Source organism: Mycobacterium syngnathidarum (assembly GCF_001942625.1).
GTDB lineage: Bacteria > Actinomycetota > Actinomycetes > Mycobacteriales > Mycobacteriaceae > Mycobacterium > Mycobacterium syngnathidarum.
On record NZ_MLCL01000091.1, the window covers coordinates 108,893 to 115,825 of the forward strand.

The window sequence follows — 6,933 nt, forward strand, 5'->3', positions numbered from 1 at the left end:
GATTGGTCCCCGCTCGTTGCGGCGGATCTGGCGAGCTGCAGTCGACAACAGCTGAGACTGCCGAAGTTCGGCTCCCCTGATGAGCCTGGTCGTCTGCGACGATCGTGAAATCCACCGTTGTCGTCGAGGCCTCCGAAATGGCGCGGACCATGGCCGACCAGGTCTCCTGACACCTGCCCTGCAGACACAAAATCGCCCAAATCCGTGAGGAAATGGGCGATTCCGTGTGCGCTCGCGCAGAAAAGGAACTCAGTAGCGGTAGTGCTCCGGCTTGTACGGACCTTCGACGTCGACGCCGATGTACTCGGCCTGCTCCTTGGTGAGCTTGGTCAGCGTGCCGCCGAGTGCCTCGACGTGGATGCGCGCCACCTTCTCATCGAGGTGCTTGGCCAGGCGGTAGACCTCGTTGTCGTACTCGTCGTTCTTGGTCCACAGCTCGATCTGGGCGATCACCTGGTTCGAGAAGCTGTTGCTCATCACGAATGACGGGTGTCCCGTGGCGTTTCCGAGGTTGAGCAGCCGGCCCTCGCTCAGCACGATGATCGACTTGCCGGTGTCCCCGAAGGTCCACTGGTCGACCTGCGGCTTGATGTTCAGCCGCACCGCGCCCGACTTCTCCAGCGCCGCCATGTCGATCTCGTTGTCGAAGTGGCCGATGTTGCCCAGGATCGCGTGGTCCTTCATGGCCTTCATGTGCTCGAGCAGGATGATGTCGAAGTTGCCGGTCGCGGTCACCACGATGTCGGCGTTGCCGATCGCCTCTTCGACGGTCACCACGTCGTAACCGTCCATCAGCGCCTGCAGGGCGTTGATCGGGTCGACCTCGGTGACCTGCACGCGCGCGCCCTGGCCGGCCAGCGACTCGGCACAGCCCTTGCCCACGTCGCCGTAGCCGCAGATCAGCACCTTCTTGCCGCCGATCAGCGCGTCGGTGCCACGGTTGATGCCGTCGACCAGCGAGTGCCGGGTGCCGTACTTGTTGTCGAACTTGCTCTTGGTGACCGAGTCGTTGACGTTGATGGCCGGGAACGCGAGCTCACCCGCGGCGGCGAACTGGTACAGCCGCAGCACGCCGGTCGTGGTCTCCTCGGTGACGCCCTTGACCGACTCGGCGATCTTGGTCCACTTGTCCTTCTCCGCCTCGAAACGCGCACGCAGCACGCCGAGGAAGACCTTCCACTCAGCCGAGTCGTCTTCTTCGGCAGGCGGCACGACACCGGCCTTCTCGTACTCCGCGCCGCGCAGCACCATCATCGTGGCGTCGCCGCCGTCGTCGAGGATCATGTTCGCGGGCTCGCCGTCCCAGGTGAGCATCTGCTCGGCGGCCCACCAGTACTCCTCCAGCGTCTCGCCCTTCCAGGCGAAGACCGGGGTGCCCTTGGGCTCTTCGGGGGTGCCGTTCGGGCCGACGACGACGGCCGCAGCGGCGTGATCCTGGGTGGAGAAGATGTTGCAGGAGGCCCAGCGGACCTCGGCACCGAGAGCCACCAGCGTCTCGATCAGCACCGCGGTCTGCACGGTCATGTGCAGCGAGCCGGAGATGCGTGCTCCCTTGAGCGGCTGCACGTCGTGGTACTCACGACGCAACGCCATCAAGCCTGGCATCTCGTGTTCGGCCAGGCGAATCTCCTTGCGGCCGAAATCGGCCAGCGACAGGTCGGCCACCTTGAAGTCGATGCCGTTGCGGCTGTCGGCCTTCAGTTCGGTCATGTAGAGCCCTCTTTCATTCGTGATTGCTTGCCGGCGCATGGGTGCGCCACAAGGCAACGCCACATGCAGATACCTCTAGCCTGCGGGCTCGCGGGACAGGCGCTCATGCGTTTTGTGACAGCGGCGGCGCTCTGACAGCTACGGGGTATCTATGACACCGTAGCGCTCGGCGAAGGGCGTCATCAGTCGGGCCAGGTCACCGGCCACATCGTGGTCGGCTTCGGGCGGCATCGACACGTAACTCATCGCCAGCCGCACGATCGCGCGGGCCAGCACCCCGGCGTCCTCGTCACTGGCCTTCATCCAGCTGTTCTGGAAAGTTCCCGTCAGCCGCTGCGAGCAGCGGGAGATGATCGGCCCGCTACCGGTGGTGATGATCTGCAGCAGGTCGGGCTTGGAGGCGCCGGTGAGCAACGAGATCACCAGTGGATCGGCGGCCGACTCAAGGAAGAACGCCCGGAAGCCCTCCAGAAACGCCGCATGCACCTCGCCGACGTTGTTGTTGATGGCCTCGTCGACCGCGTCGACGAGGCGGTCCGCCAGGCGCATGGCATATCCCTCGGCCAAGCCCTGGCGCGAACCGAACTCGTTGTAGATCGTCTGACGGCTGATCCCGGCGACCTGCGCCACGTGCGACAGCGTGATGGCCGACCAGTCGCGGGTCAGCAGCAGTTCGCGCATGCCGTCGAGGATCGAATCCCGCAGCAGTACTCGCGACGCTTCCGCATACGGAATGCGCTGCTTTTCTCGCGGCCGACTCACACGGGCGACAATATCGCTTTCCGGCCCGCTTTCGAGCGCGTCGCACGAAGCCGTCAAGGCCGCGCGACCTCGACCATGTCGAAATCGGCCTTCGCGGCACCACAATCCGGGCAGCTCCAGTCCTCGGGGATGTCGTCCCAGCGCGTGCCCGCGGCGATGCCGTCCTCGGGCCAGCCCTTGGCTTCGTCGTACTCGAATCCGCACTGAACGCAGACGTAGAGCTTGTACGGCTCGGTCATTGCTTCACTCCCATCGGTTCGAAATCAACCTTTTCTCGCACCGCGCAATCCGGGCAGCACCAGTCATCGGGGACGCCGTCCCACGGAGTTCCAGCCGGAAAGCCTTCGCGCGGGGCGCCTTTGGCCTCGTCGTAGACGTAGCCACATCCGGGACACTGGTAGGCGCTCATGCTTCAACCCCTTCACCGGCGCCGTAGCGGGCGAGCACCTTCTCGCGTAACCGCGGCTGGATGTTGACCTTGGTGACGTCACCGTCGTAGTGCTCCAGCACGCGGTGATCCATCACCTTGCGCCACAACGGCGGCAGATAGGTGAGCCCGATCAGCGACGCGTACCCGCTGGGCAGATTGGGTGCGCCGTCGATGCTGCGCAGCGTCTGGTAGCGGCGTGTCGGATTGGCGTGGTGATCGCTGTGCCGCTGCAGGTGATACAGGAACAAGTTGGTCACGATGTGGTCGGAGTTCCAGCTGTGCACGGGGGCGCACCGCTCGTAGCGACCACTGGAAGTCTTCTGCCGCAGCAACCCGTAGTGCTCCAGGTAGTTCACCGACTCCAGCAGGCTGAAGCCGTAGATCGCCTGGATCAGCATGAAGGGGATCACGCCGACGCCGAAGATCGCGATCAGCGCGCCCCAGAAGACGATCGACATCGCCCACGCGTTGAGCACATCGTTGGACGGATGCCACGGCGACTTGTCCTGCCGGCGCAGCCGCTGGGCTTCCAGTTCCCACGAGGACTTCAGGCTGCCGAACACGCTGCGCGGCAGGAACTCCCAGAAGGTCTCACCGAAGCGGGCCGAAGCGGGATCCTCGGGCGTGGCTACCCGGACGTGGTGCCCGCGATTGTGCTCGATGTAGAAGTGGCCGTACCAGGTCTGGGCCAGCGTGATCTTGGACAGCCAGCGCTCCAGCGAGTCGCGCTTGTGCCCCATCTCGTGCGCGGTGTTGATGCCGACGCCGCCGAGCACACCGACCGACAGCGCGATCCCGATCTTGGCCGGCCAGCCCAGCCCGCCGTCGAATCCGAGCCAGCTGAGGTCGGATGCGGTGAACAGGTAGGCGCCCATGATCACGCTCGCGTACTGGAACGGGATGTAGACGTAGGTGCAGTACCGGTAGTACTTGTCGTTCTCCAGTTGTTCCATCACCTCATCGGGCGGGTTCTGGCCGTCGGGTCCGAACCGCAGATCCAGCAGCGGCAGCAGGACATACAGCAGGATCGGACCGATCCACAGCGGGACCTGCGCAGCGACGTGCCAGCCGGCCTGGTTGAGCGCCCAGACCAACGGCAGCATCACAAAGATCGCCGTCGGCGCGATCAGCCCCATGAGCCACAGATGCCGCTTCTTGTCCCGCCATTGCCCGACGCCGGCGACGTCCGGTCCGTCCGAGAGTTCGGCCACCACGATGAGCCTCCTTTTGTGAGTGCTATCACTGCAATGACTTGACTATATGCCCATACATGTCGCCTGTCTAGACATTTGACCATCGTTTGTAAAGCGAACTGGAGTGCGCGAGGTCAACGACGGTGAAAAACTGTTTCGCGCCGGCGTCAGGACAGCTGTTGCGCCGCAGCCGCCGACCTGCCGAGCACAGAATGACGCCGGCCATACGCCAGATACACCACCACGCCGATCGCCATCCAGAGCAAGAATCGGATCCACGTCAACCCGGTCAGGTTGAGCATCAACCACAGGCAGGAAAGGATCGCGGCGATCGGCAGCAGCGGCACCCACGGCACGCGGAATCCACGCCGCAGGTCGGGTCGGGTCCGGCGGAGCACGATCACGCCGGCCGAGACCAATACGAAGGCGAACAACGTGCCGATGTTGACCATCTCTTCCAGGCGCCCCATCGGGAACACCGACGCAGCGATCGCCACCAGCACACCCACGATCAAGGTGATCCGGACCGGTGTCCCGTGGCTGCCGGTGACAGCCAGTTTGCGGGGCAGCAGCCCGTCGCGCGACATCGCGAACAACACCCGGGTCTGCCCGAGCATCAGCACGATCACCACCGTGGTGAGGCCCGCCAGCGCTCCCACCGAGATCACCTTCGCCGCCCAGTGCACACCGTTGGCATCGAAGGCGGTGGCCAGGTTGGCGTGGCCGTCCGGCACATCCCGCAGCACGGTGTAGGACACCATGCCCGAGAGCACCACCGACACCGCGACATACAGCACTGTGACGATGCCGAGCGAGGCCAGGATGCCGCGCGGCACATCGCGCTGCGGATCACGCGTCTCCTCGGCCGTCGTGGCCACCACGTCGAACCCGATAAATGCGAAGAACACGATCGAGGCCCCGGCCAGCACGCCGTACCAGCCATAATGGCTGCCCGCGGCCCCGGTCAACAATGAGAACAACGACTGGTCGGCCCCGCTCGCACTCGCACCGGCCTGGTTGGGCGGGATGAACGGGGTGTAGTTGGCGACGTCGATGTAGAACGCCCCGACGACCACCACCAACAACACCACCCCGACCTTGACAGCCGTGATCAGCAGGCTGAACAGCGCCGAGATCTTGGTGCCGATCGCCAGCAGGATCGTCACGAACACGATGATCACCAGCGCACCCCAGTCGACCTGCAGACCTCCGAAATCGGCTATGCCGCCGCCGAACCCGAACACCGTTCCGAGGTAACTCGACCACCCCTTGGCCACCACCGCGGATGCGACGGCGAACTCCAGGATCAGATCCCACCCGATGATCCATGCCGCGAACTCACCGAACGTGGCATAGGAGAACGTGTAGGCGCTACCGGCGACGGGCACGGTCGAGGCGAACTCCGCATAACACAAGGCGGCCAAACCGCACGCCACCGCCGCGATGACGAAGGCGATCGAGATCGCAGGCCCGGTCAAGTTGCCTGCGGTGGAGGCGGTGATGGTGAAGATGCCGGCACCGATCACCACCGACACCCCGAAAACCGTGAGGTCCCACCAGGTGAGGTTCTTGCGGAGCCGAGTCGAGGGCTCATCGGTGTCGGCAATCGACTGTTCGACAGACTTCGTTCGCCGAAGGGCAGACATAGGTGGTGACGCCTCTCGTCGCGGCCGGGATCACGCCATGTTCCCATCACCACGATGGCCAGGCGGGCAGGACTCTCAAACTGCCGCCCAACTGTGCCCTCGAAGCAAGAATGGGGCCTACGTCACACTTGGCCCTGATCGTGATACCGTTCGCGCGTGGCCGAGCTCCCCTACTTTGACCTGCTGATTGATGAACGGCAGGACGGTGGTGAAAGCGGCCAGCTGTGGAAGAACCAGGTGCACTGGGGCTATTGGATGGACCCCAGCACCGCTGATGGCACGCCGGCTGACTACGTCGCCGCCATGGAGCAGATGAACGTGGTGTTGCTCGAGGCTGCGAAGGTTTCTGACGGGCAGAAGTTGCTCGACGCCGGCTGCGGTTTCGGCGGGACCATCGAGCAGATCAATGACAGCTACTCCAACATGGACCTCACGGGCCTGAACATCGACGCGCGCCAGCTCGCGGCCGCCGAGGCCCAGACTGTTCCGGCCAACGGCAACCAGGTCGGCTGGGTCGAGGCCGACGCCTGCCGGCTGCCGTTCGAGGACAACTCGTTCGACCGGGTGCTGGCGGTCGAATGCATATTCCATTTTCCGTCCCGTGAAAAGTTCCTCGCCGAAGCGGCGCGAGTGCTCAAGCCAGGCGGCTATCTGGCGGTGTCCGACTTCGTCCCGACGCTGGCGTTCTTCGGCAAAACGCCGTTCTGGATGGCGATACGCACACAGATTGCGAAGTCCTACGGAACGCTCGGGAGTGTCCCCCTGCGGGGCTACAAATCCATGGGCAAACGTGCGGGCTTAGAGCTCGAAGCGAATCGCAATATCCGAAAGAACACATTGCCGACGTATCCGTTCATCCTCAAGTTCTGCCGCGAGCAAGGATCAGCAGATGCCCAGAAGGTGCTGATGGTGGGTACCCGGTGGATGAAGTGGCTGTCCAAACTCGGCTTCATTCAGTACCGGGTCTACACGTTCCACAAGCCGTCCTGAAGCCGAAACCCGCAGCCTGAAACCCCTGACCGGCGACGCTTGCCGTCCATTCCTCGCGTGTGTCGTGTGGATCAGACCTGAGTTAGGACATTTGGCTTAGTGCCCCGGTTTTGGGATGCCGAGGGTGGTCAGGATTTCTTGTTGGGCTGCCAGGATTTGCGGTGGGAAGGTCTGGGTGGCGCCGTTGATGGCGATGGTCGCC

The 6,933-nt window shown here is 64.0% G+C and carries 7 protein-coding genes; 1 reads left to right on the forward strand and 6 read right to left on the reverse strand.

Translation table 11 applies throughout. The annotated features are described in order from the left end of the window. Positions 1-249: 249 nt before the first annotated feature. From ahcY to BKG60_RS29670, 6 genes are all read right to left on the reverse strand, one after another. Complete coding sequence (gene ahcY / locus BKG60_RS29645; protein WP_075910361.1) at positions 250-1,710, reverse strand: adenosylhomocysteinase; 1,461 nt, start codon at positions 1,708-1,710, stop codon at positions 250-252. Between the two features lie 138 nt (positions 1,711-1,848). Continuing rightward, positions 1,849-2,472: a TetR family transcriptional regulator AlkX gene (gene alkX / locus BKG60_RS29650; RefSeq protein ID WP_075910362.1), complete on the reverse strand. Its 624-nt coding sequence runs from the start codon at positions 2,470-2,472 to the stop codon at positions 1,849-1,851. A gap of 53 nt (positions 2,473-2,525) precedes the next feature. Further along, the gene (locus BKG60_RS29655; RefSeq protein WP_070187228.1) at positions 2,526-2,711 is read right to left on the reverse strand and encodes a rubredoxin; all 186 of its coding nucleotides are present in this window, start codon (positions 2,709-2,711) and stop codon (positions 2,526-2,528) included. After that, the gene (locus tag BKG60_RS29660) at positions 2,708-2,881 is read right to left on the reverse strand and encodes a rubredoxin (protein WP_075910363.1); all 174 of its coding nucleotides are present in this window, start codon (positions 2,879-2,881) and stop codon (positions 2,708-2,710) included. The genes BKG60_RS29655 and BKG60_RS29660 overlap by 4 nt, the downstream gene beginning before the upstream one ends. Next, entirely contained in the window at positions 2,878-4,038 is a 1,161-nt protein-coding gene (locus BKG60_RS29665) for an alkane 1-monooxygenase (protein WP_242671659.1), read from the reverse strand. Before BKG60_RS29665 ends, BKG60_RS29660 begins: the two co-directional genes overlap by 4 nt. A 224-nt stretch (positions 4,039-4,262) precedes the next feature. After that, positions 4,263-5,741 carry an amino acid permease gene (locus BKG60_RS29670; protein ID WP_075910365.1) on the reverse strand — a complete coding sequence of 493 codons (1,479 nt, stop codon included), beginning with the start codon at positions 5,739-5,741 and terminating at the stop codon, positions 4,263-4,265. 156 nt (positions 5,742-5,897) lie between these two features. On the opposite strand from BKG60_RS29670, the gene BKG60_RS29675 reads away from it, so the two are divergent. After that, positions 5,898-6,731 carry a class I SAM-dependent methyltransferase gene (locus tag BKG60_RS29675; RefSeq protein WP_070187231.1) on the forward strand — a complete coding sequence of 278 codons (834 nt, stop codon included), beginning with the start codon at positions 5,898-5,900 and terminating at the stop codon, positions 6,729-6,731. The last annotated feature ends 202 nt before the right edge of the window (positions 6,732-6,933 follow it).

Coding starts and splice junctions, on each gene's coding strand:
- BKG60_RS29670 (WP_075910365.1), bottom strand. CDS start 5,741: ATGTCTGCCCTTCGGCGAACGAAGTCTGTCGAACAGTCGATTGCCGAC.
- BKG60_RS29665 (WP_242671659.1), bottom strand. CDS start 4,038: ATGGGGCTGATCGCGCCGACGGCGATCTTTGTGATGCTGCCGTTGGTC.
- ahcY (WP_075910361.1), bottom strand. CDS start 1,710: ATGACCGAACTGAAGGCCGACAGCCGCAACGGCATCGACTTCAAGGTG.
- BKG60_RS29660 (WP_075910363.1), bottom strand. CDS start 2,881: ATGAGCGCCTACCAGTGTCCCGGATGTGGCTACGTCTACGACGAGGCC.
- BKG60_RS29655 (WP_070187228.1), bottom strand. CDS start 2,711: ATGACCGAGCCGTACAAGCTCTACGTCTGCGTTCAGTGCGGATTCGAG.